Source organism: Streptosporangiales bacterium (assembly GCA_009379955.1).
GTDB lineage: Bacteria > Actinomycetota > Actinomycetes > Streptosporangiales > WHST01 > WHST01.
Genome location: WHST01000024.1, coordinates 1 through 26,688, shown reverse-complemented (window position 1 = coordinate 26,688; position 26,688 = coordinate 1). Strand labels below are relative to the sequence as shown.

Here is a 26,688-nt window from a genome sequence, read left to right as displayed (position 1 = left end):
AAGGAGTTTCCATGAGGGGTATCTCAGCCAGACGACGACTCGTCTGCGTGACGCTGGCGATCGGACTGGCGTTGACCGGCTGCTCGTCCGGCGGAGGGACGGCGTCGCCGTCGAACGGCGGAAGCGGCCCCGGCAAACCCGTCTCCGGCGGCGAGCTGGTGGCAGCCGTCAACGCGGACCCGACCAGCCTGCATCCATGGCAGTACTCCTCGGTGGTCGACCGCCATGTGCTGGTCAACGTCTACGATCGGCTCATCGAACGGAGTCCCGTCGACTTCACCCTGAAGCCCTCCATCGCCAAGACCTGGAGCGTGTCGAAGGACGGCCTGACGGCAACGCTGAACCTCCAGGACGGCGTCACGTTCCACGACGGTTCGAAGCTGACGTCCAAGGACGTGGTCTTCTCGATCGAGCAGGCGCGGGACCCGGCCGCGTCACGCACGTCGGCGTTGCTGAGTGCGGTCGAGACCGTCGAGGCGAAGGACCCGCTGACCGTCGTCCTCGCGCTGAGCAAGCCGGACATCGAGATCTTCAACACGCTCGAGGACGTCTTCGTCGCACCGGCACGTCCCAAGGCCGACTACAACGCCGAGCCGATCGGGTCCGGGCCCTTCAAGTTCGTGTCCTGGAGCCCGAACAACCAGGTCGTGCTCGAGAAGTACGACGGGTACTGGCGCGACGCTCGGCCTTACCTGGACAAGGTGACGTTCAAGGTCATCCCGGACCAGTCCACCGCTCTCCTGCAGTTGCAGAGCGGCCAGGTGGACATGATGGCGGAGGTGTCCTACGCGCAGACCGACCAGGTCACCAAGGGGGGTGCGGCCCTCGAGGTCCCGCGCGACAAGGTCCCGGGCGGTTACTACGAGATCTTCGTCAACACGCGTGAGAAGCCGTGGTCGGACAAGCGGGTACGCCAGGCACTCAGCTACGCCATCGACCGCCCGGGGGTCAAGAAGGTGCTCCCCGGGATCTTCACCCCGACGTCGAATCCCGTGCCGAGCAGCAGGGCGGACTTCAGCGACGCCGCCGCGTCTTACGACGAGCAGAACATCGCCAAGGCCAAGCAGCTACTCGCCGACGCCGGGCACCCGAACGGGTTCGACGCCGGAGAGATGTACGTCTACAGCGACGCCGGCAGCGACTACCAGGTGCTGGCTCAGGTCATCCAGGACTCGGCCGCCAAGGCGGGCATCACGATGAAGATCCGTACCGTCGACCTGGCGACCTGGGCCGACACCGTCCTCGCGAAGGAGAAGTACGGGATCGCGCTCGGCGGTGCCGTGCCGAAGCCCACCGACTACGACTACATCGCGCACACCTGGGGCAAGGCTCTCGGTGCCGCCACCGGGTGGCAGGAGCAGGCGCCCGAGTTCTACCGGCTGTTGGCGAGTGCGCGTACCCAGACCGACAAGGCGGCGTACGCGGCCGATCTGAAGGAGCTGCAGAACCTCGGCATGGACGGGCAGGCCATGATCGTCGTCGGCGGTCGGACCGTGCCGGTGGCCCGCAGTGCGAACGTCCACGGGTTCGTCGCGAACTCGCAGAACTACCTGCTCTTGCGTGACACCTGGAAACAGCGATGACCTGCGGCGCGGCGGTCGACGATCCGAGGCAGCCGGACTCTGATCGAGCGGGTGGCCTCTCGATCAGGGAGTTGGAGGTCGCCTACGCGACCGACCAGGGTCTGGTGAAGGTGCTCAACCGGGTGAGCTTCGACGTACGGCCGGGAGAGACTCTCGGGGTCGTCGGGGAGAGCGGCTCGGGGAAGACCCAGACGGTCCTCAGCGTCCTCGGTCTGATTCCCCGGCCGCCGGGTCGCATCCTCGGAGGAGAGGCGATCCTCGACGGCCGAGACCTGCTGACCCTGTCGGCGGGCGAGATGCGCCAGGTGCGCGGCGCGCAGATCGGCATGGTCTTCCAGGATCCGATGACGTCGTTGAACCCGGTCATGCCCATCGGGAAGCAGGTCGCCGAGGCCGTCAAGGCGCACTCACCACAGCAGTCGCGTGCGCGCCTCAGGGCGCGGGCGACCGAGCTGCTGGACATGGTCGGGTTGCCGAGCCCGGCCAGACAACTCACGCGCTACCCGCACGAGCTCTCCGGCGGCATGCGACAGCGGGTCGGTATCGCGATCGCCATCGCCAACGGTCCCCAGGTGCTGATCGCCGACGAGCCGACGACCGCACTGGACGTCACCATCCAGGCGCAGGTGCTCGAGGTGCTCCACCGCCTGAAGGCCGAGACTCGGGCGTCGCTCGTCCTGATCACCCATGACCTGTCCGTGATCGCCGAGTTCGCCGACCGGGTGGTCGTCATGTACGCGGGCCAGGTCGTCGAGTGCGGTGACGTCGACCAGATCTTCCACGCTCCCAGGCATCCGTACACGGTCGGTCTGATCGCGAGCAAGCCGGCCATCGGCGGGCCGGGCAAGGACGGTCACGACCTCGCTGCGATCCCCGGGCAGCCGCCGAGTGCGCTGAACCCGGCGAAGGGGTGCTCGTTCCAGCCACGTTGCCAGCTCTCCGGCGACCGGGCCGTCTGTCGCGAGGACCCACCCGAGCTGGTCGACGTCGGCGAGTCGCACACGTCCAGGTGCCATTGGACCGACGAGGTGCAGGCGTTCGCGGAGAGCCGGATCGATGTCTGAGGTCGTGCTCCGTGTCGACAACCTGGTCAAGCACTTCCGTCCGGCCGCCGGAAGGTCCGGCTCTATCGTCAAGGCGGTGGACGGCGTCTCGCTGACCCTGCGGGCGGGTGAGACCTTCGGACTCGTGGGGGAGTCGGGCTGTGGCAAGTCGACCGTCGGCCGGACGGCGGCTCGGCTGATCGAGCCCACGTCGGGAACGGTGAGCTTCCGCGGGGAGGACATCACCCGCTACGACTCTCGACGACTGCGCCCGATTCGCCGGCAGGTGCAGTTCGTCTTCCAGGATCCGTACGCGTCGCTGAACCCCCGCAGCACCGTCAGGCAGCTGCTGACCGAACCGCTGCGGGCGCAGGGGTGCTACGAAGGTCGAGCGTCGAACGTGCGCGTGCAGGAGATGCTCGAGCTCGTCGGCCTCAGCCCCGACCACCTGAACAGGTTCCCGCACGAGTTCTCCGGCGGTCAGCGCCAGCGCATCGTGATCGCCCGGGCGCTGATGCTCGACCCGAGCCTCCTGATCCTGGACGAGCCGGTCTCGGCGCTCGACGTCTCCATCCAGGCGCAGATCATCAACCTGCTCGCCAGGCTGCAACGAGAACTCGGTGTCGCCTACCTGCTCATCGCTCACGACCTGTCCGTGGTGCACCACATCTGCGACCAGGTGGCGGTCATGTATCTCGGCCGGATCGTCGAGTCAGGGTCCCGTGACGAGATCTACCGGTACGCGAACCACCCGTACACGCAGGCGCTCTTCTCGGCTGTACCCGTCTCCGATCCACGGCTGCGCGGGCAGCAGGCGCGCATCCGGGTCCAGGGCGAACTGCCCACGCCGTACGACCTGCCGTCGGGCTGCCACTTCCGCACGCGCTGCTGGAAGGCCGACGAGCGTTGCGCCGACGAGGACCCGGCGCTGAGCGTACGTGGCGAGGCACGTCACCCGAGTGCGTGTCACTACGCGGCCCCGCTGACCTCGTCGACGACGAACGTCTCGTCGTCCGCACATCAGCCGCTCGACGAAGGTGAGGGACCTCGGTGAGGATCGACGACCCCGTTCCCATGCTTCCTGACTTCCCGATGACGAGGGAGTCGCCGCTCGATCCCCCGTCGGGATATCGGCGGGTACGAGACGCCGGGGGGCTGGCAAGGGTCAGGCTCTGGGACGGTCGGGTGGCCTGGCTCGTGACCGGTTACGAGGAGGCGCGCTCGTTGCTGAGCGATCCGCGGATCAGCGCCGACCGGACCAACGAGGACTTCCCCTATCCGAGTCCGGGGCGTGCGGCGCTGGAGACGTCGGGCCGGACCTTCATCATGATGGACCCGCCCGAGCACGGCAGGCTGCGTCGCGTCTTCACGCGCTACTTCGCCATCAAGCGAATCGAGACCCTCCGGCCGATCGTGCAGGAGATCGTGGACGACCTCGTCACGGGCATCGCGAACCTCGGCCCACCGGTGGATCTCGTGGAGCTGTTGGCGCGTGAGGTGCCTGCCCGGACGATCTGCCGCGTACTCGGCATCCCGGTGGAGGAGCGGTTCTTCTTCCAGCGGCTCGACAACGAGCGCAACACCTTGGGCACGTCTCCCGAGGCCGTCCGGCGTGCCACCGACCAGATGCTCGACTACGTCGACCGGCTCATCGCCGTCAAGCAACGTCAGCCCGACGACGGGCTCGTCAGCGTGCTGGTGCAGGAACAGCTCGCGGCCGGGACGATCGAGCGCGACGAGCTGATCGCGGCGATCCGGCTCCTCATCACGGCGGGCCACGAGACAACCACGAACATGATCGGCCTCGGCGTCCTCACCCTGCTGAGCAATCCCGAGCAGCTCGCCCAGCTGCGGACAGATCCCACGCTCGTGCCGCAGGCGGTCGAGGAGCTGCTGCGCTACATCAGCGTGTTCCACATCTCGCCGACCCGGGTCGCCACCGACGCCATCGAGATCGCGGGAGAGGTCATCGCGGCAGGCGACGGTGTGATCCCGGTGATCGCGGGCGCCAACCGCGACGGAGCCGCCTTTCCCGACCCTGACGCGTTCGACATCCACCGGGAGGCGCGGCACCATGTCGCGTTCGGTTACGGCGTGCATCAGTGCCTCGGTCAGTCACTGGCACGGATCGAGCTCCAGGTGGTCTTCGAGACATTGTTCCGGCGCATCCCCACCCTGCGTCTGGCGGTCGAGACCGGTCAGCTCACCGTCAAGGAGTACGCGTTCCTCAGCCTCGTGGAGCTGCCGATCACGTGGGACCCGCCCGTGGACGGCGACCGACAAGGAGTCCGGGCATGAAGGTCAGCGTGGATGTCGATGCCTGCGTCGGCGGTGGTCAGTGTGTCCTCGCCGCCTCCGACGTGTTCGACCAGGACGACGACGGTCTGGTCCTGGTCCTGCAGAGCGCTCCCGGCCAGGACCAGGCCGACGCGGTCAGGTTGGCGGCCCGACTGTGTCCTGCCCGGGCGATCACCGTGGACGACGCGTGACGGTCGCACCTCGACGCATCGTGGTCGTGGGTGCGTCGGCGGCCGGTCTCACCGCCGTGGAGACGCTGCGGGCAGAAGCGTTCGACGGAGAGATCACTCTCGTGGGCGCCGAGAGACGAGCACCCTATGATCGTCCGCCCCTGTCCAAGCAGGTTCTCTCGGGCACGTGGGCGCCGTCGCGGACCGAGCTGAGACCCGAGGCGAGCTACGAGGAGCTCGACCTGAGCATGCGCCTGGGGAGGTCGGCCGTCGGCCTCGACGTGCGCGACCGGACGGTGACGCTCGACGACGCGAGCCGGCTCGAGTACGACGCGCTGCTGATCGCGACAGGCGTGCGACCCCGTGAGATCCCGGCCATGGCCGGATCCCCCGGCGTACACGTGTTGCGAACGCTGGACGACGCCCTCGCCTTCCGGGCCGCGGCTCTGACCGCCGATCCGGTGCTCGTCGTCGGGGCAGGTTTCCTCGGAACCGAGGTGGCCGCCACGCTCACCGTGCTCGGCAGGCAGGTGACGATGGTCGACGCCGAGCGGGCTCCGATGCGTCGACAACTCGGTCGTGTCGTCGCGGAGCGTCTGCACCGGCTGCACACCGAGCGTGGGGTGGATGTCAGGACGGAGACCGCGCTCCGGCACTGCCTGCCCCGAGACGGCGGCGGCGTCGACGCGGTGCTCACCGACGGCACCGTCGTGCGGACCGGCTGCATCCTGATAGCCATCGGTGCGACCCCGGCGACGCAGTGGCTCGGGCACAGTGGCCTGCGCATCGATGACGGCGTCGTCTGCGATCCCAGGTGTCAGGCGGCACCCGGAGTCCATGCCGCCGGCGACGTCGCCAGCTGGACTCACCGGGGGAGCGGAGCCCGTCTGCGTGTCGAGCACCGCACGAACGCCACCGAGCAGGCGATCACCGCGGCTCGCAACATGCTCGGTGCGGACGAGCCGTACCTGCCCGTGCCCTATTTCTGGAGCGACCAGTTCGGGGTCAAGATCCAGGTGTACGGGAGTGTGACCGCCGCCACCGAGTTCGCAGTGATCCATGGCGACCCGAACGAGGACACGTTCGTCGCTCTCTACGGTAGCGGCGGGCGCGTGGTGGGCGCGCTCGGATGGCGTGCTCCGCGAGAGCTTCTTCGAGCACGTAGCCTGGTCGCCGGTCAGGTTCCATGGCAGGAGGTTTGCGTTGCCGAGCGTACCTAGTTCGAGGCGTAAGAGCGCTGTCTCGAGCGCGGCTCGAGTGCTCGAGGGCGGCCCGGAGTCGGCCACCTACCACTCGAATGCACTGGCCCGTGGGCTCGCTCTGATGGAGTCGTTGGCCGGCAGCCAGGAGCCACGGACCCTCAACGACTTCGTCGACGCCACCGGGCTACCGAAGAGCACTCTCGTGCGGTTGCTCAGTGTGCTCGACGAGATGGACTACGTGGTCCGGGTGGATGCGCGACCGTCGTATCGACTGGGACACAAGGTCCTGCAGCTGTCCGACGCCTACCTCGCGGCTCTCGACCTGTCGGTCGTGGCGGACCCCTACCTGGCGCCGTTGGCAGAACGGACCGGCCAGACCGCCAACCTCGGGATGCTCGACGGGACACAGGTCATCCACGTGTGCGTGCACGAGCCCGATCGTCCCATCCGGTTCCAGGCCGCCGTCGGCATGCGCGACCACGCGTACTGCACGGGCCTGGGCAAGGTGCTGCTCGCTCATGCGAACCCGGACGAGCTCGCCGTGCACCTGCCGCCCGAACCGTTCGTCCCCTTCACCGAACACACGATCACCGGATACGACGAGTTCGTCCGCGAGCTGCGACGCACCCGGCGACGCGGCCATGCCTTCGACGACGACGAGCGCAGCCACGGGCTCCGCTGCGTGGCCGTTCCGGTCACGGTCGACGGCGAGTGTCTCGCAGCGGTGAGCGTGTCCGGTGCCTCGGGCGAGTTCGGCCCCGACCGGCGACAGTCGTACGTCGACCGGCTCACCGAGACCGCTGCCGAGCTGGCCGACGACCCGGACACCGTGGCCGCCCTGCGCGTCGCTCGTCGGTCCCTCCAGCCGGCAGTACACGAGCGATAGGACCTTGTCGCGTGTTCGACATCCATACGCACTGCCAGCAGCCGCAGCACTGGGGCCCGGAGTGGGACGACCACTGGAGACCGGTCTACGGCCGTGCCGCCGACAGCTTCACCCCCGGTGAGTACGACAAGGCGATGGCCGCCGGTGGGGTGACCGTTGCCGCGGTGTTCGGTCTACGGGCGACGGCCGTGGGCGTCGCGACACCGAACGAGTACGTCGAATGGTTCTGCGCCGAGACGACGACCGAGACCATCGGTTTCATGGCACTCGACCCGACCGACCAGGACGTGCGCGAACAGTTCGCCGACGGCGTGGCTCGTGGTCTGCGCGGGATCAAGCTGTACCCGGTCCTGGCGCGGTTCGATCCCAGGGACGAGCGCTTCGATCCGTTCTACCGAGCCGCAGCCGACGAGGGGATGGTCGTTCTCTGGCACATGGGCGCGACGCCCAGTCCGGCCGGCGAGCTGGCCGTCAGCCAGCCACTCGTGGTCGACGAGGTCGCTCGACGGCACCCGGACCTCACCCAGGTGATGGCACACATGGGTCACCCTTGGCAGCGCGAGACCATGGTGGTCTGCCGAAAGAACCGCAGGGTCTTCACCGACGTCTCGGCGGCCTGGGCCCGACCGTTCGACGGTTACCACGCACTCGTGAGAGCTCAGGAGTGGGACGTCGTGGACAAGCTGCTGTTCGGCTCCGACTTCCCGCTGTGGACCCCGACCGAGGCGGTCGAAGGCCTGCGGGAGATCGCGAGCGTCCAGCCGCCGGGCTTCCCCGCGATTCGTCCCGAGACCCTCGACTGGCTCGTCGACGGTGACCCGCGTTCTGCGTTGGGCCTGACCTGAACGGTCAGCCGGCGAGGTGGGAGAGGACCTGCCCGACGACCACCATCGTGATGCCGCCTGCGATCGTCAGGTACGGGAGGACGCCCGCGCGGCGTACCGGCGCTACGGCGGTGCCTTCCGGGCCCTCGTACATGGACGGCGGGAACGTGCCCTTGTCCCTGCCGTAGTGGCGGAACAGGAACACCGGCACGATCAGCGCCGCGAACACCAGGCCGGTCCACAGCGCACCCGGTCCCCAGACCGCCGCGCCCCAGCCGAGCAGCAGCGCGTTGCCGAAGCCGAGGATGCCGCCGATCGCGATGAGCGCGGTCGGTGCGCGCCACGGTCGGTGCGCGTCCCTGTTGTCGATGCGGTGCAGCCAGCCGGCGTTCAGGTTGAGGAAGTTGAAGATCATGTAGCAGACGGTGGACGCCGCGAGCACGAACACCGTGTCGCTCAACAGCAGCAGCACCAGGTTGAACGCCAGGTCGGTCCACATCGCGCGGGTCGGTGCGCCGTGCTTGTTCGCCTTGCCCAGGTACTTCGGCAGCCAGCCGTCCAGCGACCCCTGGTACAGGGTGCGCGACGAGCCGGCCATCGTGGTCATGATCGTGAGCAGCAGTGCCAGGATCAGCATCACGGTGAGCAGGTTGCCGATCACGGCCCCACCGCCGACCATGTCGACCATCGCGGAGGCCACACCCGTGCCGGCCACGATGGGGTCGGTCAGCAGTCGCTCGACGCCGAGGGCTCCCTGGAAGCTGAACGGCACCAACGTGTAGATCAACAGGCACACCAGCCCGGCGGAGACGATCGCCTTCACCGTGTCGCGGCCAGGGTCCTTCAGCTCGCGCGTGTAACAGATCGCGGTCTCGAAGGCGTACGCCGACCACGCCGCGAGGAACAGGCCGCCGGCGAACAACGTCCAGCCGTCCAGGTCCCACGCTCCGCTCAGTGGCGCGAACGGCGCGAAGCTCGTGCTGACGACGTCACCGGTGAGCAGCGGTACGACGCCGACGACGACGAGCGGGACGAGCACCGCGATGCCCACGATCATCTGCACCCGGGCCGCACGCAGGATGCCGTGGTGCTGCAGCGCGAACACCAGCAGCAGGAACGCCACCGCGATGACGAACTGCGCGTTCAGCCTGATCGCCAGGCCGTCCTTCAGGAACCCGAGGTCGACGAGCGAGAGCGACCAGGTGTTGATCGCGGCGTCCGCGGGGAACAGCGCGGTGAGCACGTACCCCGCGGCGAGGCTCGCGCCGATGGTGAGCACGGGTGACCAGGCGAGCCAGTTGCACCAGACGGAGACCGGCGCGATGAACTTCGAGTACGGCAGCCACGCCATCGCCCCGTAGACGGACGCGCCGCCGGACTTCTGCGGGTACATGCCCGCGATCTCCGCGTAGGTGAGGCACTGCACCAGCCCGAGCACCACCGACACCGTCCATACCAGGACGGACGGCGTGCCGATGGTCGCGGCGATCGAGCCGACGGAGAACAGCACGAGCGCCGGGACGCCGCTGGCGATCCAGAACGCGCCCTTCCAGCCGATCGTGCGCTGCAGACCGTGGTCGGCGGTACCCGTGACCGTCGATGGAGTCGCCGTGTTGTCCGTCATGACGGGCTCCCCAGATTTCTCACCCCCGCTGGTGGTGTCGGTCAGTGCCCGACCGGTGGCTGCCAGCCCTCCAGTCGGGGTGGGCTCCAGTCCTCGCCGACCGTCGCCGACCCCTGCAGCCACGACCCGAGCTCGGGCTGGGGGAACTTCGCGTGCTGGTGTTTGAGCCAGATGCCGTACGAGTTGCCCTCCTGCAGGTGCTTGATCAGCACCTTGCGCGCGTACTCGTCCTCGCGCCCGGCGGGGATCTCGAAGTGGATCTTGAGGAATGCGTTGGTGTAGCGGTCGAAGACGGCGGGCACGCCGTCCTCGGTCATCAGGTGGATGTCCTCGAGCCAGTTCAGGTCCTCGCCGGGTGTCGCGGCGACCAGGTCGATGTCGTCGACCAGGCTCTGGTCGAACTGGTAGGGGAACGTCCGCCCGGTGAGCTCCTCGGTGTCGATGCCGCTGGTGCCGGACAGCCGGCGGTCGGCCAGGTCGAACTGGGTCTTCGGAGAGACGTCAGACATCGTGGCCGCCTCCCATGCCGTCGTTCGCCACGTGCTTCTCCAGCAGCGCCTTGATCTCGCCGAGCGTGCGCTCCTCGGTGACGCCCGGCACGTAGTTGGTGCCGGCCAGCGGCACCTTGGCCATCGCCGCCGCCTCCGTGGTGAGCGCGCAGAGGTCCTCGGGCTCGAGGCTGTGCACGTTCGTCTTGCCGCACGCGCGCGCCAGCATCTGCACCTCGAGGGTCAGCGTGTGCAGGAAGTTGTAGACGCGCTCGGCGGCCTCGTCGACCTTCAGCCGCTTGCGCAGCTCGGGGTCCTGGGTCGTGATGCCGACGGGGCAGCGTCCGGTGTGGCAGTGGTAGCACTGGCCGGCCGGCACCCCGATCGTGCCCTCGTAGTCGGTGACGCCTGGGATCTCCTTGTTGCAGTTCAACGCCATCAGCGACGAGTGCCCGATCGCGACGGCGGTCGCGCCGAGCGCGATGCACTTCGCGACGTCGCCACCGTTACGTATCCCGCCCGCGACGACGAGGTCGATCTCGTCCGCGAGGCCGACGTCCTCGAGCGCGCGACGTGCCTCGGGTATCGCCGACATCAGTGGCACGCCGGTCTCCTCCGTGGCGAGGTGCGGGCCCGCACCGGTTCCACCTTCAGCCCCGTCGAGGTAGATGATGTCGGGCCCGCACTTCGCGGCCATGCGCACGTCGTCGTAGACGCGTGCGGCGCCGAGCTTGAGCTGGATCGGCACCTGGTAGTCGGTGGCCTCGCGGATCTCCTGCACCTTGAGCGACAGGTCGTCGGGGCCGAGCCAGTCGGGATGACGTGCCGGGCTGCGCTGGTCGATGCCGGCCGGCAATGAGCGCATCTCGGCGACCTGCTCCGTCACCTTCTGGCCCATCAGGTGCCCGCCGAGGCCGACCTTGCAGCCCTGCCCGATGAAGAACTCGACGCCGTCGGCCAGCATCAGGTGGTGCGGGTTGAAGCCGTACCGGCTCTGGATCACCTGGTAGTACCACTTGGTGGACAGGTCGCGTTCCGGCGGGATCATCCCGCCCTCGCCGGAGCACGTCGCGGTACCGGCCATCGAGGCGCCCTTGGCCAGCGCCATCTTCGCCTCGAGTGACAGCGCGCCGAAGCTCATCCCCGTGATGTAGACGGGGATGTCGAGCTCGAGCGGCTTCTTGGCGAACCGCGCGCCGAGCACCGTCTTGGTGGTGCACTTCTCCCGGTACCCCTCGATGACGAACCTGGTCAGCGTGCCCGGCAGGAACATCAGCTCGTCCCAGTGCGGGATCGGCTTGAACATCGAGAAGCCGCGCATCCGGTACCGACCGAGCTCGGCCTTCGTGTGGATGTCGTTGATGACCTCGGGCGTGAAGATGCGGCTGCGGCCGAGGGCGTGCACCGACTCGTCGTTGGACATGCCTACCCCTCTACAGGACGAGCTTGCGTTCGTTCGGCTCCAAGTTGTCGTAGTTCCACAACTTCTTGCCGCACACGAACTTGCGGAAGGTGTCTGGACGGTCGAGCCGGTAGCTCTTGAACTTGCGGTCGAGGAACTCCTCGTCCTCCGCGACCAGCTCCGCCTCCACGCAGTCGATGCCGAGCGACGCCACCTTGCCCGCGACGTAGATCGCGCCGTCGTACATCGAGTCGCCCATGCCGTGGCCGACGTCACCGCAGAGGATCTGCCGCCCACGCTGCATCATGAACCCGGTCATCGAGCCGGCGTTGCCGCCGACGATGATCGTGCCGCCCTTCTGGTCGATGCCCGTCCGCGCGCCGACGTGACCTCGCACCACGAGGTCACCGCCGCGCAGCGCGGCACCGGTGAGCGAGCCCGCATTCTTGTCGATGACGATGACGCCGGACATCATGTTCTCCGCCACCGACCAGCCGACGCGTCCCGTGATGTGGATCTCGGGACCGTCGATCAGGCCGCAGCCGAAGTAGCCGAGGCTGCCCTCGATCGTGATCCTGCACCGCAGCAGCAGCCCCACGGCGAGCGAGTGACGCGCGCCCGGGTTCTGCAGGGTGACCTCGGTGACGCCGCAGGAGTAGAGCAACCTGCGGAGCTCGAGGTTCACCTGGCGCGTGGTCAGGTCGGCCGCGTCGAGCGTCGCGGTGTGGCCGCTGACGACTGCCGTCTCGGGTGCGACGGTGTCGGGCTCGGCCAGGCCGCGGTTGTCGTACCTACCGCGCTGAGTCACCGGTGCCACACCATCACCTCCCCTTCGTAGGGGTCGTACGTGTCGATCTCCCGGTTCACCACCGCACGGATCGAGCCCTCCTCCGACGCCATTGCGACAAGGTCGTCGGTCTCGTACAGGACGAGCGGCTTGGCGGCCATCTCGTCCTTGGCCATGCCGAGGCTGTCCTCGGTCACCACCAGGTACGTGAACACGCCGTCGAGGTCGTCGAGGCTCTGCTTCATCGCCGTCTCCAGGGACAGCCCGTCGGCCATCCGCTGGGCGAGGTAGACGGCGATGATCTCCGAGTCGCATTCGGACTGGAACCTGTGCCCGAGTCGTTCCAGCCGGCGCCGCCACCCGTGGTAGTTCGTCAGCTGTCCGTTGTGCACGACCGCGACGTCGGAGAACGGGTACGCCCAGTACGGGTGCGCGCCCGCGATGTCGACGTCGGACTCGGTCGCCATCCTGACGTGGCCGATCGCGTGCGTGCCCTGGAAGTCGTCCAGCCGGTACTGCTCGGCGACCGTCGCGGCGTCGCCGAGGTCCTTCACGATCTCGAGCGAGTAGCCGATGGAGAGGATCTCGGCGCCGGGCACGTCCTCGACGTAGTCGGCGAGCGGCTTCAGCTCACCCTCGTAACGGAACGTCGCCCGGTACGCGTACTCGTTCGCGCCGTCGACCCTGTCGATGGTCGCGCCGATCTTGGCGAGCCGCGACTCCACCTCGCGCCTGCTGCGCGCGAGCCGGTCCCCGTAGGAGAAGTCGCCGGAGTCGTTCGGGTCGGCGAGCTTGAACCGCATGACGAGGAGGTCGGTCTTCTCGCCGTACAGCGCGTAGCCCGTGGAGTCCGGGCCGCGGTGTCTCATGGCCTGCAGCATGGATGCCATCTCGTGCCCGACGGCTCCGCTGTCGCCTCGATGGATGATGCCGGCGATCCCGCACATCGGCGCGGCTCCTTCCCCGTACGGAGTGAGGGTGGGTGGGGGGAATCAGGGCAGGATGTCCAGGTACTCCGCGACGTCCCACTCGGTCACCTGCGCGCAGAAGCGCTCCCACTCGTCGCGCTTGTAGTGCTCGAAGACTCGATACATGTCACCGGGCAGCGCGCTCTTGACGACCTCGTCGGCTCGAAGGGCGTCGAGCGCGTCGCCGAGGGTCATCGGGATCTTGCGTACCTGCTTGCCCTCGGCCATCGCGTCGTAGATGTTGCGCTCCTCCGGCTGGCCCGGGTCGACGTTGCGGGCGATGCCGTCCTCCATCGCCTTCAGCAGGCCGGCCATCGACAGGTACGGGTTGACCGCCGAGTCGACCGAGCGGTACTCGAACCTGCCGGGAGCGCTGACCCGCAGCGCCGTCGTGCGGTTCTGGAAGCCCCAGTCTGCGTACAACGGCGCCCAGAAGCCGGTGTCCCAGAGCCTCCGGTACGAGTTCACCGTCGGCGCGGTGAGGCAGGTGAGCGCGTCGAGGTGCTCGAGCACGCCGCCGATCGAGGCGAGGCCGACCTTGCTCGGCATCCGCGGGTTGTCGCCGTCGGGCAGGAACGCGTTCTCGTCGCCGGTCCAGAGGGAGATGTTGTGGTGGCAGCCGTTCGCCGAGACGCCCATGAACGGCTTCGGCATGAAGCAGGGGAACGCGCCGAGCTCGCGTCCCACCTGACGGCAGATCTGCCGGTAGGTGGTGAGCCGGTCGGCGGTGAGTTCCGCGCGGTCGAACTGCCAGTTCAGCTCGAGCTGCCCGGGCGCGTCCTCGTGGTCGCCCTGGATCATGTCGAGACCCATCGCCGTGGCGTACTCGTTCACCTTGTGGATCAACGGCTGCAGCTCGGCGAACTGGTCGATGTGGTAGCAGTAGGGCTTCGTCTTGCCCTCGACGGACGGTGTGCCGTCGGGGTTGAGCTTGAGCCACATCATCTCCGGCTCGGTGCCGACCCGCAGGTGCAGTCCGGTCTCGCGTTCGAAGTCCTCGTGCAGGCGTCGCAGGTTGCCCCGGCAGTCGGACGTCAGGAACGCGCCGCCGTCGACGTCCTCCTCACGACCGCGGAACAGCGTGCAGAACACCCGCGCGGTCTTGCTGTCCCAGGGCAGGACGCAGAACGTCTCGACGTCGGGGATGCCGATCAGCTCACGCGCCTCCGCGCCGTAGCCGATGTAGTCCCCGTGCCGGTCGGTGAAGAGGTTCGCCGTCGCGCCGTAGACGAGCTGGAAGCCGTCGTGGGCGAACTTCTCCCAGTGTTTGGCGGGCACCCCCTTGCCGACGATCCTGCCGGTGACCGAGACGAACTGGAGGTAGATGTACTCGACCTCGCGTTCGTCGATCTCGCGACGTACCTCGGCGATCTGGTCCTCGCGGCCTGGTCGGCCGACGAACTGTTCGAGATCGGAACTCATCTGATGGTCTCCTCGGCCAGGCCCATGACGTCCACGGCCAGTAAACTCTGTCCCGTGCAAGGAGACAACACCTCGACGGTGATTTCGTCCGCGGTGGGCCGTAGCGCACACGGGGTTCACGATGCGTCCCGCCCGGGTTGCCATACTCCACCGGTGACCGAGAAGGGGGCGCGTCCCCATGACTGAGGACGAGACGACGGGCGACGAGCTCGTCGTGGCCGGTGGTATCGGCGAGGCGCTCGGTGCCGTCATCGCGGAGCGCGTGCGCGACTTCCGCCAGGACAGGGGCTGGACGGTCGGCCGGCTCGCCGACGAGAGCGGCGTCTCCAAGAGCATGCTGTCGAAGATCGAGAACGCCCAGGCGTCGCCGAGCCTGATGACCCTGGTGCGCCTGTCCGAGGCGCTCACCGTGCCCGTGACGGCGTTCTTCCGCGGGTTGTCCGAAGAGCAGGACATGGTCTTCGTCAAGGCGGGCAAGGGCCTCGACATCCACCACAAGGGCTCGGGCCCGGGGCACAGGTACCAGATGCTCGGCGCGATGCGCGCGCCGCACGACAGCCTCGAGCCGATGCTGGTGACCTTGACCGACCGCTCGGAGGTCTTCCCGCTGTACCAGCACGCGGGCACCGAGCTGATCTTCATGATCTCGGGGAAGATGGAGTACAGCTACGGCAGCTCGCGGTATGTCCTCGAACCCGGTGACTCCATGCAGTTCGTCGGCGAGGTGATGCACGGGCCCGGCGAGCTGATCACGCTGCCGATCCAGTTCATCGCCGTGAAATCGGTGCATCCAGGAGGCTGACGCTGGTAGCGCAGCGTTGAATTCGCTGCAACGAAGTCTCCTCGAGGGGTTTACAGCAAGCCGCCGCTGGTCGCATGATCTATCCACTGAAACTGACGGCGACACCTCCGTGCGAAGACGCCGACATCGAGATGGCGCCGCTGCTGTGGTGCGTCACGGTGCCGGAGGAGTGTGGGATGTCCGACCAGGCCAAGGCGCAACGACTTCGAGTCGACCACCGCAACCGCCAGGTTCGCTGGGGTTTCATCTGGGCGATCTGGTGCGCGGTGCTCTGGGGCGCCTGGTACGTGCCCGGCACCGCGATCTACTCGGAGGGCCCGTTCGTCGACCTGGCCGAGACCACGGGTGACTACCTGCTCGCGGCGATGGTGATCACGTCGCTCAACGCGATCGCCGTCCTCCTCGCGATGTTCGTGTGGATCGGTGTGCTCGGCAAGACCAAGGACTACGTCCGCACCATGCGGCAGGTGAAGATCTCCCGCTGGTACGCACCCGCGGGCCTCGCCGGCATGCTGGCCATCTTCGGCTCGATCCTCGCCATCGCCTACGTCGGCGCCGCGTTCGCCGCTGTCGCCGGACTGCTGTACCCGATCATCGGCGCGCTCGTCGCGAAGGTCTGGTACAGCGAGCGCATCACCAAACAGGCGGCGATCGGCATCATCGTCATCGTCGCGGGCGGCGTCGTCATCTTCGCGCCTGGCATCGTCGGTGAGCTGACGGGCGCGGGTGGCGGCGGCTTGCTCGGTTACGTCGGTGGCGCGCTCGCGTTCGTCGGCTGGGGACTCGAGGGCGCGATCGCGGGACGCGCGCTCGACGTCAGTGACCCGGACGTCGGCCTGACGTTGCGGTTCACCGCCGAGGTCGCGCTGTGGCTCATCGTCGCCGTGCCGATCACGATCATCCTCGCCGGCGGCGAGTTCTTCGCCACCGTCGGCAGGTCGCTCACCAACCCGAACGTCCTGCTGCTGCTCGTCCTACTCGGACTCACCTTCGGGTTCTGCTACGTGTCCTGGTACAAGTCGTTCCCGCTCATCGGGGTCGGCCGCGGCCAGGCCATCGCGGCGCTCTACGGCCCGCTCGCGCTGGTCTGGCTGTTCATCTTCACGCTGGAGCCGCCGGGCATCCAGTTCGCGATCGGTGCGGTCATCACGGTCATCGGCAGCTTCGTCCTGTTCACCGAGAAACGTGACGTGCTCGAGGTGATCAGGGCGGTGCCCGCACGCGCCTCGGCTGCCCCCACGAAGGAGGTGTCCTCATGAGCGACCTGCACATGAAGGGTTACATGCTGCAGCTGCTCGCGAAGCGGGGACCGAGCTGGGACCACGAGATCGCGGCCGCGGTGATCGAGGAGTACGGCCTCGCGGGCGAGTACTGGTACGGCACGGTGCGGCTCACCCTCACCGACCTCTTCTCCGGTGGGCTCGTCGACGAGATCGAGACGACGATCGACCCGGAGAAGTCGTTCGGCAAGGAACGGCTCCTGTTCAAGTTCGCTCTCAACGACTTCGGCCGCGAACGCATGCGACAGTCGGGACTACTGGAGGCCACATCATGATGGACTTCTTCGCGTACGCGTTCGGGCCCGTGCTCGCCGTGATCCTGTTCGTCGGCCTGCCCGCGCTCGCCCTCTACCAGGCGAGGACGTTCGTCAAGAAGCTCTGAGGGGGACCATGACCGTAGTCACACCCGCACCGCGACTGCGACTGCCCGGACTCATCCCGCTGGAGCCGGGCCTGGAGACCTACCTGGTGCGTCCCGGCGGCGTGACGGCCGTTGCGTTGGACGGCGGCGACCGGTTGACCGTGATCGACCGCGCCGGCAGGCAGCCCGCCGAGCTGACAGTGCTCGGCGCCGGCGGTGCTGACGGTGCCGCGCTCGGCGTCACCGCCAACACTCCCGCGTGTACCCTGCGCGCGCTGGCCGCGGCGGAACCCGGCGGGGGACGCGACCACATCATCGGCGTGCTCGCGGCGGCCGAGGTGGACCCGACGCAGACGACCGCGACCGAGCTGTTCGGCGAGTGGTCGCCGGCGGGGGCCAGCGAGACGTTCACCGCGCAGGAACCGGTACGGGTGCTCGTCGCCGCACCGGCTCGGGTGATGAGTGTGGTCGAGGAGGCCGCCAACCCGCCGTCGGAGCTGATGCTCGAGGTGCGCAGGGCGCGGGAACGTCCCTCGCACGGGGCCATGGTGCCTGAGCCACTGGCCGACCCGGTGCTCGACATGCGCATCGACGCCGCGACGGTGAGCAGCTACGAGGTGAAGAAGGGCCAGTACATCCAGGTGATCGACGTGGAGGGCCGGCAGTGCTCGGACTTCCTCGCGTTCCACGGCCACCGGTTGCAGGAAGGCGTCGAGCGCGGTCTCGACTCGACCACGACCAGGTACTTCATGGGCAACGCGTACCCGCAGCCGGGCCTGTTCGGCAAGTTCTACGACCAGGACACCCAGCCGCTCATCGAGATCGTGCGCGACACCGTCGGCAGGCACGACACGTTCGGGCTCGCCTGCAACGCCAAGTACTACGAGGACTTCGGCTACCCGGGCCACGTCAACTGCACCGACAACTTCAACGCGCAGCTCGACCGTTACCGCATCGCGCCGCGTAAGGGCTGGCCGGCGCTGAACCTCTTCTACAACACTGCCTTCGACGACGCGAACCTGCTGGTCTTCGACGAGCCCTGGTCACGGCCTGGCGACTACGTGCTGATGCGCGCGATGACCGATCTGGTCTGCGCGTCGTCCGCCTGTCCCGACGACATCGACCCGGCGAACGCGTGGGTGCCCACCGACATCCACGTCCGGGTGTACGACGCGGAACGGAAGTTCTCCATGGCCATCTCGCATCGGGTCACCCCGGAGTCCGAGGCCACGTTGACCAAGGAGACCGCGTTCCACACGCGGATCGCCGAGCGCACCGGGCAGCTGACCGAGTACCGCGGCTACTGGCTGCCGACGAGCTTCGACAACCACGGTGCACTCGAGGAGTACTGGGCGTGCAGGGAGCATGCGGCGGTCATGGACCTGTCACCGCTGCGCAAGTTCGAGGTGCTCGGCCCGGACGCGGAGGCGTTGCTGCAGGCGTGCGTGACACGCAATATCCGTAAGCTCTCGCACGGTCAGGTCGTGTACTCCGCGATGTGCAACGACACCGGCGGGATGATCGACGACTGCACCGTGTTCCGGCTCGGCGACACCAACTTCAGGTTCGTCGGCGGTGACGAGTACGACGGCGTGTGGCTGCGGGAGCAGGCGGAACGGCTGGGGCTCGACCGGGTGTGGGTGAAGCACTCCACCGACCAGCTGCACAATCTCGCCGTCCAGGGGCCGTCGAGCAGGGACCTGCTGACGGAGCTGGTGTGGACGCCTCCCACGCAACCGGACTTCACCGACCTCACCTGGTTCAGGTTCGCGATCGGCAGGCTCGGTGACCACAACGGCATCCCGCTGCTCGTGTCGCGCACCGGGTACTCGGGAGAGCTCGGCTACGAGATCTGGGTGCACCCGAAGGACGGACCCGCGCTGTGGGACGCCGTCTGGGCGGCGGGGGAGTCGTACGGTCTCCGTCCGCTGGGCCTCGACGCGCTCGACATGCTGCGGATCGAGTCCGGTCTGGTGTTCGCCGGCTACGACTTCGACGACCAGACCGACCCGTTCGAGGCCGGCATCGGCTTCACGGTCCCGTTGAAGACGAAGGACGACGACTTCGTCGGCAGGGACGCGCTGCTGTCCCGCAAGGCGAGCCCGCAGCGCACCCTGGTGGGACTCGAGCTCGCCGGCAACGAGCCGGCGGAGCACGGCGACTGCGTGCACGTCGGCAGGTCGCAGGTCGGCGTGGTGACGAGCGCGACGCGTTCGCCGATCCTCCGCAAGAACATCGCGCTGTGCCGGATGGCCGTGCAGTACGCGGACATCGGCACCGAGGTCGAGGTCGGGAAGCTGGACGGTCATCGCAAGCGCATCCCCGCCGAGGTCGTCCGCTTCCCCTTCTACGACCCGGAGAAGGCCCGCCCCCGTTCCTGAGGTGAGTCATGGCCGAGGCGCTCCGCGTCCTGTACGTCCAGCATCAGGACGACTGTCCGCCCGGCTATGTGGGGGAGCGGTTGGCGCAGCGCGGTGCGCGCGCCGAGGTCGTGCGCGCACAGGACGGTTCGTTGCCCGACCCGCGGGACTTCGACCTGGTCGTGCCGCTCGGTTCCGACGATGCCGCGTACGACGAGTCGTTGCCGCACCTGCCCGACGAGTGGCAGCTGCTCAGCACGGCTGTCGAGGCCGACGTACCCGTGTTCGGCATCTGCTTCGGCGCCCAGCTGCTCGCCCGCGTCCTCGGCGGTCGGGTGCGCAGGATGGAACGGCCGGAGATCGGCTGGCTCACCGTCGACACCACGGCGCCTGAGCTGGTCGAGCCGGGCCCGTGGCTCGTGTGGCACCTCGACGTCATCCACGACCTGCCCGCAGGCATGGAGGTGGCGCGCACGTCCGAGGGCGTTCAGGCGTTCGCGTACGGTCCGCACGCGGGCACGCAGTTCCACCCGGAGGCGACGGTGGAGAGCGCGCAGACCTGGGCCGACCGTTACACCGACTCGCTGGCGAGGGTCGGCGTCGACGGCGACGCGCTGATGGCGGAGACGGTCGCCAGGCAGGCGGAGTCGCGGCAGCGCGCGTACGACCTCACCGACCGGGTGCTGGACCGCGCCCTCGCGCGCCGTGCCCGCTAGGACACCGGCTAGCCGCCAAGACTCAGCTACCCAAGGAAGCGGGCCATGGAGTCGTCCATCTCGGTCCACCAGGGCGTGTGATGGACGGGCGCCTCGCTCGACGTGCACGGCGAGGAGAAGCCGCGGTCGCGGTAGCCGATGATGCTCTCCTCCTTGTCGTGCTCCCACTTCTTGAAGTGGGCACGGGTGAGATCGACGTCGAACTTCGGGTAGTCGACGTCCTTCAGCAGGTCGACCATGTGGTCGGCCTGGAAGTCGATCTCCTCGAACGCGCTGGAGAGCTTGTCCTGCCGGTCACGCCACAGCGCGATGTCGTCGGCCATCTCCGCGCGGGACGGCAGCTCGATCCTGCCGAGCACGTAGTCGCGTGAGTACCAGGCCTCGGCGTCGAAGAGCGTGAACGTGTAGTACTGGTCCTGCATGCTGAGGTACATCAGCTTCGGGTTGTCCAGCCAGAAGACACCCTTGTAGAGGCCGGGTGTGTAGAGCACGTTCGAGGTACGCAGCCGCAGGCTCTCCTCGATGAACGACAGGTTGTGCAGGTAGCCCGTGCACAGCACGATCGCGTCGACCTCACGGGTGCTGCCGTCGGTGAAGTGCGCGGTCTTGCCGTCGAGCTTCACCAGCAACGGCACCTCGGCGATGCCCTCGGGCCAGGGGAAGCCCATGGGAGCGGAGCGGTACGAGATGGTCACCGACTTCGCGCCGTACTTCTTCGACTGCAACGCGACGTCCTCGGCCGAGTAGCTGCTGCCGACGACGAGCAGGTTCCTGCCCTCGAACTCCCGCGCGTCCCTGAAGTCGTGCGAGTGCATGATCCGGCCGGGGAACTGCTCGAACCCCTCGTACGAGGGAACGTTCGGGGTGGAGAAGTGACCGGTGGCGACGATGACGTAGTCGAACTGCTCGGTGCGGGTCTGTCCCTCGGTCAGTGACTCGACGAGGACGTCGAACGTGCCCTCGTCCTCGTCGTAGCTGATCCACTTGACCTCGGTGTTGAACTGGATGAACTTCTGCAGGTTGTCCTTCTTCGCCCGGCCCGTGACGTAGTCGTGCAGCACCTCGCGTGGCGGGAACGAGGGGATCGGCTTGCCGAAGTGCTCGTCGAACGTGTAGTCGGCGAACTCCAGGCACTCCTTCGGGCCGTTGGACCACAGGTACCTGTACATGCTTCCGTGCACGGGCTGGCCGAACTCGTCCAGTCCGGTGCGCCACGTGTAGTTCCAGAGGCCGGCCCAGTCGCTCTGCTTCTCGAAGCAGACGAGCTCGGGCACGTCGGCGCCCTTCTTGCGCGCCTCCTCGAACGCGTGCAACGCGCTGAGTCCACTGGGTCCTGCGCCGACGACAGCGACACGTGAAGTCATGTCATACGCTCCTCGAGGAGGGGTCGACGTCACCGGCCAGAACTACATCGACATGAGACTCTGTCCACTCCCGGTGGATGCTAGTTGCAGGCGCGACAGCGTGTCCAGAGGGGCGGGTACGGCAGCGCCGGCAACGGCGAGGCCGCGTACCGAGGTCACGGTACGTGCCCGAGTGCCCGTCTCCTCTCGTTCACCATGCGTGTGCGGTGTGGCGCCCCGTTGATCACGTTGACGTGATCAACGTGGACTTCACCTCGTGCCGGGACGAGGTGAAGTCCACGTCGGTGAGGTGAAGCTCCGCCGACGACCCTCGCAGCGCACCCGTGAACGGCACCCTCACCGTGTCGGGGCGCGGTGAGGGTGCCGTTCACGGGTGGCGGCCGCGAGGTGACCGACGCCATCTTCGTCTACACCGTGGTGGAGCCGGTCAGACCGTGTCGGGGCGTGGGCCGTGGCGGCCGTCGAGGAGGCGTTCGAGCAGCCGCGGGTCCTCCGGCCACGCGTCGAGTAGGACCGGTCGGGGGATGCTGCGTGCGGCGTAGCGCAGCAGCAAGACGACGGCGACCACGTCGTCGAGCGGCCCGATGACCGGCAGGAACTCCGGGATCAGGTCGATCGGGGAGAGAACCCAGACCACCGCGACGGCGAGTGCGATCTTCGCGCGCCGTGGCACCTCGGGTCGGCTGCGCAGTCGCCGTGCGGCGGTGACGCAGGCGGGCAGGAACGCGGCCAGGTCACGAAGTAGCCCGGGCGGCAGACGCCGAGCGAGCAGGACCAGCAGCCCCCAGCTGGCGACCCATACCGCCGCGGCCACGACGACCGACACCACCACACGCTGAACGAACACATCTCCACGTTACACTTGTGACATCGGAGGTGTGCGATGGTCGACGGTCCGCGACGGTGGATGGTGCTCATCTGTCGGATGCCCGCCGAACCCGCCCGACACCGCATGGCGTTGTGGCGCGACCTACGCCGCGCCGGCGCGATCCCACTCGCCCAGGGAGTCTGGGCGCTCCCCGACGTCCCCGCCGGCGAGCCGTTGCTAACACGGGCCCACGAGCACGCCGCGGCCGCCGGTGGTGATCTGGTCGTGCTGGCGGCAACGGGCCGAGACGAGCAGGCCGCCGAACGCCTGGAGGAGCAGTACAGGATGGCGCGGGCCGAGGAGTGGGCCGAGTTCGGCGCCGACTGCGCCAAGTTCCTCGCCGAGTTGGACAAGGAAGAGCGCATCGGCAAGTTCACCCTCGCCGAACTCGACGAGGAAGAACACAGCCTCGACCGGCTCCGCCGCTGGTACCGAGACCTACGCGCCCGCGACATCCTCGGCACCCCCGCCGCCAGCGACGCCGAGCACCAGCTCAAGCAGTGCGCCGCCCGACTCGACGAGTACGCCGAACACGTCTACGCAGCCCAAGGCACCCCCGCCAGCCCGACTGGTTAGAGCCCGGCGAGGAAGAGGGCGGCGGCGGCGAGAAGGCCCACCTCGACGGCGATGACAAAGACGCGGTCGCTGATCCGGTTGACCAGCTTCTTGCCGACCCAGGCGCCGAGCAGGGTCGCCGGGGTGAGCGCGAGGCCGTAGACCAAGACGATGCGAGTGAGGAGGTCGCCGGAGCCGTAGGCGGCGATCTTGGTGACGTGCATGGTCAGGGCGCTGGCGGCTTCGGTGCCGATGTAGGCGGCGCGGGTCAGGCCGGCGGCAAGGAAGAACGGCGCCGTCAGCGGGCCGACCGAGCCGAGCAGCGCGGAGCCAAGGCCGGAGCCGGCGCCGACCGCGGCGAACACCGGGTCGGCGGGCCGGCGTGGTCGGCGCTGGAGGCGGCGCCAGATGACCACGGCGATGAGGAAAACGCCGAGGAGTCGTTTCAGCGGCGCGAGTGGGGCGTGGGCGAGCAGGAGACCGCCGGCAACCGCGCACGGCACGGCACCGACCGCGAACCAGCCGATCAGGCGCCAGCGGAGGTCACCGCGGTTAAGCCAGACCCGAGAAGCGTTGCTGAACAGCTGGGTCAGCGTCAGCATCGGCACCGCGACCCGCAGGCCGAACAACGCCGTGAACACCGGGAGCAGCAGGACCCCACCGCCGAACCCGGCGACCGCGGACAACACCGCAAGCGCGAACGCGGTCGCCGCGGCAGCGAACAAGGTGGGGAGCTCGGCGACCATGTCAGTCAGCCTGCCAGCTGGCCGGGCCGGGTCAGCTACGGCGAGGTAGGGCATGACGTGACACGTGAAGAGAGCCCACCCCGCGCGCAGACAGAACGCTGGTTATCGGACATGCTTCCGAGGTCGCACCCTTTGGCATCAAGACCATGCTGGTCGAGCCTGGGTTCTTCCGAACCGAGTCCTGAGCCCGCAGTCCACGCAGTACGCCGAGCCCTCGATCGCGGACTACGCCGAGCGCACGGCCGCGACGGTGGAGGCTTGGTAGGGCATGGACGGCAAGCAGGGGCGGTGACCTCGCGAAGCTCGCCGACGCCCTCGTTCAGCTCTCGGCCCTCGAGGAGCCCTAGCGCGCTTTGCTGGCCGTCCTCGTTAAGCCGTTCCACTGACCTCGGGGCGGTCGGTGTAGTGGATCGCTTCGACCTCGTCGATGACCACGGTGCCATCGGTGATGATTTCGTCGAGCTGGGGGAGGAAGGCGCGGACGCGGTCTGGGTCGTCGACGATGATCACGATCAGGGGCAGGTTGTCGGCGAAGCTGAGGATTCGCATGGTGTGGACCACCCGGCCGGCGCCGTAGCCTTCCACCCCGCGGATCACGGTCGCGCCGGCGAGGCCGGCCTCGTACGCGCGATGCACGATCTCGTGGTAGAGGGGTTTGTGGTGCCAGTGGTCGGTGTCGTTGATGAAGATGCTGACTCGCAGGGCCGGGCCGCGGTGGCGCATCAGGATTCTCGTTCCAGATAGGTGTCGGTGTCGGGTCGCGGCTGGGCCGGCGCAGGGACGGGTCCGTCGGCGGTGTCGCGGCCGGGGTGGGCTGGCGTCGAGGTAGTGGCTGGTCTTGGTGGTGAGAAGTATCGCTGGGCGATCGCGGTCGGTATCACCGCGGAGAGCACCACGACGGTGACGAGGACGGAGAACTGTGCTTGGTTGATTAGGCCGGTGCTGTACCCGTAGGTCGCGGAGATCGTGCCGAAGGTCAGTCCGGTGCTCATCAACAAGGTGGTGAAGCCGGCGTGCGGGCGGGCGAAATGTCGGGCCAGCGGGTACACGGTCACCGATTTCATCGCGAGCTTGACCCCGAGCAGCGCGGCGAGCAGGCCGAGGTTCACCACGACCAGCGGCAGCGACACGTTCATCCCGGAGCGGAGGAAGAAGAACGGGGTCAGCAGCGCGAACGCGACCACCCGGAACCGTTGTTGGGTCGCGCGGTGCCGGGCCAGGGTGCGCGACACCGCGAGCCCGAGGACGAACGCCGGCAGAACCGCATGGCTGTGCGCCTGGTCCCCGAGCCACATCAACACCAGCAGGGCCGCGAACGCGCCCTTGATCTCCGGTTCGATGACGCGGTTGCCGTAGCGGGTGAAGAACCACTCGTCGAGCCGCGGCATCACGACCACCAGCGCCACCGAGACCGCGGCGAACGGGACCAGCCACCAGGTCGGGGAGACGAACAACACCGACAGCGCGATCACGGTGCCCATGTCGGTGACGAACGTGGCCGACATGATCAGCTTGCCGATCCCGGTGGCGTTCAGCCCGGTCTCCACCAGAACCGCGTACACGACGGCCAACGACGTGGTGGACAGTGCGATCCCACCGATCTGTGCGGCCTGCCAGGTCCAGCCGAAGCCGTACCGGCAGGTCAGCATCGCCGCGCCGAAGGGGATCAGGAACGACAGGCCACCGATCAACAGGCTCGCCCGCCAGGTTTGCGCCAGCTCGCCGGGGTCGACTTCCGCACCGGCCAGAAACGTCAACACCACGCTGCCGAAGCTGGCCAGGAACACCAGCCATTGCGGCGTCGACAGGTGCACGACGTTGCCGACCACCACGCCCGCGGCGATTTCGATCACCGCGACTGACAGGCCGACCTTGACCGAGATCATCGCGGCGACCAGTGCGACGGCCGCGAGTACCGCGGCAACGAACAACTCCGATCCCATCCTCGCCTCCAGCGGGGTTCCATGGCTCAGTGCCAGGAACCATCAGCCGCGGATGGCGGTTCGGGCCAAGAAGGCCCGGGCGGGATCCATCGCCACCTGCGAGCAAACCCGCTTCCTCGGTGCACGTCAAGCACCGTGACTGAAAGGACGGGGTCGAGGAGGAACGTGTCACCGAAGACCAAACCTGGACGGAAGGGTGGCGGGGGCTAGCGAGCGGTCGAGGGCGGTAACGGTTCGGTTGTTGGGTCGCCGTACCAGAACTCCAGATCGGCGTCGAGTTGCACCAGGTCGGGGTGGCCGAATAGGCACCGATCGATCGCGCGGGCGTGCCACCAGTGGGCAACCGTCACCGTGTCGTCGGGGATCAGTCGATCGGCGATCATCAGCGCCACCGGTACCAGGAACGCGCCTGTCACGATCACGGTCGCGAAGATCACGCCGAACACGGCACGCGCCGAGTGTTAAGAACGCCGTCGGGCCACGCCGACGACCGGAGTGTGCGAGCCATCGGATCCGCCGGACATGACCGGCCTCCGCTCGATCAGACACCCGCACCGCGACCTGCCGCATCACCTTGACTGGCGGCACCATCGACACCATCGCCGGTATCAGCGGGCGAGCCCTCACAGAACCGCAGCCCATTCCCGACACGACGCAGCCCGAGCACGGAACCGCGGAAGCTACGGCCAGTAATCGCCCTTCCGGGACCGTTTGTGTAGTGCCCCCGGCAGGAATCGAACCTGCGACACACGGTTTAGGAAACCGTTGCTCTATCCCCTGAGCTACGAGGGCCCGCGCCAAGCGTACCGGGCCGGCGTCGGCCGGTCCCTGGGTCCTACCTGCCGGCCGAGGTGACGCGCTAGTGTCGCCCGCCGGAAATTCGTAGGTTAAGTCGGTATGGTGGTGGCATGCCGAGAACTGGGCGTCCGAAGGCGGAGTTGGTGTTGACCGGTGCCGAGCGGGAGCAACTGATCGGCTGGTCTCGGCGGGCGAAGT

26 protein-coding genes, 1 tRNA gene and 1 pseudogene are annotated in these 26,688 nt (G+C 68.0%); 15 read left to right on the top strand and 13 right to left on the bottom strand.

What is annotated here, in order from left to right:
• Window positions 1-11 precede the first annotated feature (11 nt).
• The 8 genes from GEV10_09890 (at window position 12) to GEV10_09855 (ending at window position 8,027) form a co-directional block, all read left to right on the top strand.
• Entirely contained in the window at window positions 12-1,583 is a 1,572-nt protein-coding gene (locus GEV10_09890) for a hypothetical protein (GenBank protein MQA78769.1), read from the top strand.
• Complete coding sequence (locus tag GEV10_09885; protein ID MQA78768.1) at window positions 1,580-2,647, top strand: ATP-binding cassette domain-containing protein; 1,068 nt, start codon at window positions 1,580-1,582, stop codon at window positions 2,645-2,647. The genes GEV10_09890 and GEV10_09885 overlap by 4 nt, the downstream gene beginning before the upstream one ends.
• Complete coding sequence (locus GEV10_09880; GenBank protein MQA78767.1) at window positions 2,640-3,680, top strand: ATP-binding cassette domain-containing protein; 1,041 nt, start codon at window positions 2,640-2,642, stop codon at window positions 3,678-3,680. The genes GEV10_09885 and GEV10_09880 overlap by 8 nt, the downstream gene beginning before the upstream one ends.
• A gap of 20 nt (window positions 3,681-3,700) precedes the next feature.
• Window positions 3,701-4,924 (top strand): cytochrome P450, encoded by a 1,224-nt coding sequence (locus GEV10_09875; protein ID MQA78766.1) that lies wholly within the window; start codon window positions 3,701-3,703, stop codon window positions 4,922-4,924.
• Window positions 4,921-5,115 carry a ferredoxin gene (locus GEV10_09870; protein MQA78765.1) on the top strand — a complete coding sequence of 65 codons (195 nt, stop codon included), beginning with the start codon at window positions 4,921-4,923 and terminating at the stop codon, window positions 5,113-5,115. The genes GEV10_09875 and GEV10_09870 overlap by 4 nt, the downstream gene beginning before the upstream one ends.
• Window positions 5,112-6,314 (top strand): NAD(P)/FAD-dependent oxidoreductase, encoded by a 1,203-nt coding sequence (locus tag GEV10_09865; protein ID MQA78764.1) that lies wholly within the window; start codon window positions 5,112-5,114, stop codon window positions 6,312-6,314. Before GEV10_09870 ends, GEV10_09865 begins: the two co-directional genes overlap by 4 nt.
• 103 nt (window positions 6,315-6,417) lie before the next feature.
• Window positions 6,418-7,182 (top strand): helix-turn-helix domain-containing protein, encoded by a 765-nt coding sequence (locus tag GEV10_09860; GenBank protein ID MQA78763.1) that lies wholly within the window; start codon window positions 6,418-6,420, stop codon window positions 7,180-7,182.
• Entirely contained in the window at window positions 7,008-8,027 is a 1,020-nt protein-coding gene (locus GEV10_09855) for an amidohydrolase family protein (GenBank protein ID MQA78762.1), read from the top strand. The genes GEV10_09860 and GEV10_09855 overlap by 175 nt, the downstream gene beginning before the upstream one ends.
• Window positions 8,028-8,031: 4 nt before the next feature.
• Here the strand turns inward: GEV10_09855 and GEV10_09850 are convergent, their stop codons facing one another.
• From GEV10_09850 to GEV10_09825, 6 genes are read right to left on the bottom strand one after another with little or no spacing between them, the layout of a single operon-like run.
• Window positions 8,032-9,630, bottom strand: coding sequence for an amino acid permease (locus GEV10_09850; protein ID MQA78761.1), 1,599 nt, complete (start codon window positions 9,628-9,630; stop codon window positions 8,032-8,034).
• A gap of 41 nt (window positions 9,631-9,671) precedes the next feature.
• Window positions 9,672-10,139 carry a hypothetical protein gene (locus GEV10_09845; protein ID MQA78760.1) on the bottom strand — a complete coding sequence of 156 codons (468 nt, stop codon included), beginning with the start codon at window positions 10,137-10,139 and terminating at the stop codon, window positions 9,672-9,674.
• Window positions 10,132-11,541, bottom strand: coding sequence for an FMN-binding glutamate synthase family protein (locus GEV10_09840; protein ID MQA78759.1), 1,410 nt, complete (start codon window positions 11,539-11,541; stop codon window positions 10,132-10,134). The genes GEV10_09845 and GEV10_09840 overlap by 8 nt, the downstream gene beginning before the upstream one ends.
• A 10-nt stretch (window positions 11,542-11,551) precedes the next feature.
• Window positions 11,552-12,337, bottom strand: coding sequence for a GXGXG motif-containing protein (locus GEV10_09835; GenBank protein ID MQA78758.1), 786 nt, complete (start codon window positions 12,335-12,337; stop codon window positions 11,552-11,554).
• A complete protein-coding gene (locus GEV10_09830; GenBank protein MQA78757.1) occupies window positions 12,325-13,254 on the bottom strand; it encodes a glutamine amidotransferase in 930 nt (309 codons plus the stop codon). The genes GEV10_09835 and GEV10_09830 overlap by 13 nt, the downstream gene beginning before the upstream one ends.
• A gap of 45 nt (window positions 13,255-13,299) precedes the next feature.
• Complete coding sequence (locus tag GEV10_09825) at window positions 13,300-14,697, bottom strand: glutamine synthetase (GenBank protein MQA78756.1); 1,398 nt, start codon at window positions 14,695-14,697, stop codon at window positions 13,300-13,302.
• A gap of 178 nt (window positions 14,698-14,875) precedes the next feature.
• Here GEV10_09825 and GEV10_09820 point away from each other — a divergent pair, with 178 nt between their 5' ends.
• The 5 genes from GEV10_09820 (at window position 14,876) to GEV10_09800 (ending at window position 20,216) form a co-directional block, all read left to right on the top strand.
• On the top strand, window positions 14,876-15,499 hold the full coding sequence (locus GEV10_09820; GenBank protein MQA78755.1) for a helix-turn-helix domain-containing protein: 624 nt from the start codon (window positions 14,876-14,878) through the stop codon (window positions 15,497-15,499).
• Between the two features lie 176 nt (window positions 15,500-15,675).
• Entirely contained in the window at window positions 15,676-16,758 is a 1,083-nt protein-coding gene (locus tag GEV10_09815) for a hypothetical protein (GenBank protein MQA78754.1), read from the top strand.
• Window positions 16,755-17,054: a hypothetical protein gene (locus tag GEV10_09810; GenBank protein MQA78753.1), complete on the top strand. Its 300-nt coding sequence runs from the start codon at window positions 16,755-16,757 to the stop codon at window positions 17,052-17,054. Before GEV10_09815 ends, GEV10_09810 begins: the two co-directional genes overlap by 4 nt.
• A gap of 115 nt (window positions 17,055-17,169) precedes the next feature.
• Complete coding sequence (locus tag GEV10_09805; GenBank protein ID MQA78752.1) at window positions 17,170-19,521, top strand: DUF1989 domain-containing protein; 2,352 nt, start codon at window positions 17,170-17,172, stop codon at window positions 19,519-19,521.
• 8 nt (window positions 19,522-19,529) lie between these two features.
• The gene (locus tag GEV10_09800) at window positions 19,530-20,216 is read left to right on the top strand and encodes an aminotransferase (protein MQA78751.1); all 687 of its coding nucleotides are present in this window, start codon (window positions 19,530-19,532) and stop codon (window positions 20,214-20,216) included.
• A 26-nt stretch (window positions 20,217-20,242) separates the two neighbouring features.
• On the opposite strand, the gene GEV10_09795 is transcribed toward GEV10_09800, so the two are convergent.
• Together GEV10_09795 and GEV10_09790 are read right to left on the bottom strand one after the other, a co-directional pair.
• Complete coding sequence (locus GEV10_09795; protein ID MQA78750.1) at window positions 20,243-21,580, bottom strand: SidA/IucD/PvdA family monooxygenase; 1,338 nt, start codon at window positions 21,578-21,580, stop codon at window positions 20,243-20,245.
• 427 nt (window positions 21,581-22,007) lie between these two features.
• Window positions 22,008-22,427: a DUF1232 domain-containing protein gene (locus GEV10_09790; GenBank protein MQA78749.1), complete on the bottom strand. Its 420-nt coding sequence runs from the start codon at window positions 22,425-22,427 to the stop codon at window positions 22,008-22,010.
• Between the two features lie 36 nt (window positions 22,428-22,463).
• On the opposite strand from GEV10_09790, the gene GEV10_09785 reads away from it, so the two are divergent.
• Window positions 22,464-23,024: a chromate resistance protein ChrB gene (locus GEV10_09785; protein MQA78748.1), complete on the top strand. Its 561-nt coding sequence runs from the start codon at window positions 22,464-22,466 to the stop codon at window positions 23,022-23,024.
• Here the strand turns inward: GEV10_09785 and GEV10_09780 are convergent.
• Window positions 23,021-23,749: a TSUP family transporter gene (locus GEV10_09780; GenBank protein MQA78747.1), complete on the bottom strand. Its 729-nt coding sequence runs from the start codon at window positions 23,747-23,749 to the stop codon at window positions 23,021-23,023. The genes GEV10_09785 and GEV10_09780 overlap by 4 nt on opposite strands.
• Before the next feature lie 146 nt (window positions 23,750-23,895).
• Here GEV10_09780 and GEV10_09775 point away from each other — a divergent pair.
• Window positions 23,896-24,107, top strand: a pseudogene (locus GEV10_09775) (short-chain dehydrogenase/reductase).
• Window positions 24,108-24,118: 11 nt separating this feature from the next.
• Here the strand turns inward: GEV10_09775 and GEV10_09770 are convergent.
• The 4 genes from GEV10_09770 to GEV10_09755 form a co-directional block, all read right to left on the bottom strand.
• Entirely contained in the window at window positions 24,119-24,472 is a 354-nt protein-coding gene (locus GEV10_09770) for a DUF190 domain-containing protein (protein MQA78746.1), read from the bottom strand.
• Window positions 24,472-25,692, bottom strand: a complete 1,221-nt coding sequence (locus GEV10_09765; GenBank protein MQA78745.1) for a cation:proton antiporter — start codon at window positions 25,690-25,692, stop codon at window positions 24,472-24,474. The genes GEV10_09770 and GEV10_09765 overlap by 1 nt, the downstream gene beginning before the upstream one ends.
• 206 nt (window positions 25,693-25,898) lie before the next feature.
• Window positions 25,899-26,129, bottom strand: coding sequence for a hypothetical protein (locus GEV10_09760; GenBank protein ID MQA78744.1), 231 nt, complete (start codon window positions 26,127-26,129; stop codon window positions 25,899-25,901).
• A 282-nt stretch (window positions 26,130-26,411) separates the two neighbouring features.
• Window positions 26,412-26,484 (bottom strand) — tRNA-Arg (locus GEV10_09755).
• Window positions 26,485-26,688 lie beyond the last annotated feature (204 nt).